Origin of the sequence: Leucobacter chromiiresistens (assembly GCF_001477055.1) — a bacterium.
Lineage (GTDB): Bacteria > Actinomycetota > Actinomycetes > Actinomycetales > Microbacteriaceae > Leucobacter > Leucobacter chromiiresistens_A.
Window position 1 is genome coordinate 1 of record NZ_LDRK01000146.1, and the last position, 637, is coordinate 637.

General features: G+C 72.4%; 1 protein-coding gene. It reads right to left on the bottom strand.

The window, feature by feature from the left end:
* Nucleotides 1-637, bottom strand: a 637-nt coding sequence (locus NS354_RS12705) for an ABC transporter permease (protein ID WP_153002228.1), incomplete at both ends; no start/stop codon positions are given.

The window sequence follows — 637 nt, forward strand, 5'->3', positions numbered from 1 at the left end:
AGATGTGTATACGAGCCAGTGCGGGGGGTGCGAGGGGTGCGGGCGGTGCGGGCGGTGAGGCCGAGGCCGGCGAGCCCGACGACGGCAACGATGAGGGAGAGCGCCGACGACGCATTGTAGGCGCCCGCCTGCTGCAGATTGAAGATGACCACTCCGAGCGTCTGCGACCCGGGCGAGAGCAGCAGCACGGAGAGGGTGAGCTCGCGCACGGCCGTGAGCGCGACGAGCACGGCGCCGGAGATCGCGGCGGGCACGGCCATGCGGCACGAGATGTCCCAGAGCGCCCGCAGGCGGGTGGCGCCGGAGATGCGCGCCGCCTCCTCGGCGGTGGTCGGCGTCGCGGAGAGCGGGGCGTGCACCGACTGCACCACGAGCGCGAGGAACGACGTCAGATAGGCGCAGAGGATCAGCCACGGCGTGTTGTACAGTCCGATCCGCGGCGCGATCACGAGCCACGCGACGGCGATGACGAGACCCGGGATCGCCTGGGGCAGCAGGGAGAGGCCGAGCAGCGCGGGGTTGCTGCGCGCGCGGGTGCGGGTGACGAACGTGCCGATCCCGAGCCCGAGCACCCCGCAGATGAGCCCGGCGAGGGTCGCGAGCATGAGCGAGTTGCCGATGCCGGTGAGGGTGCCCG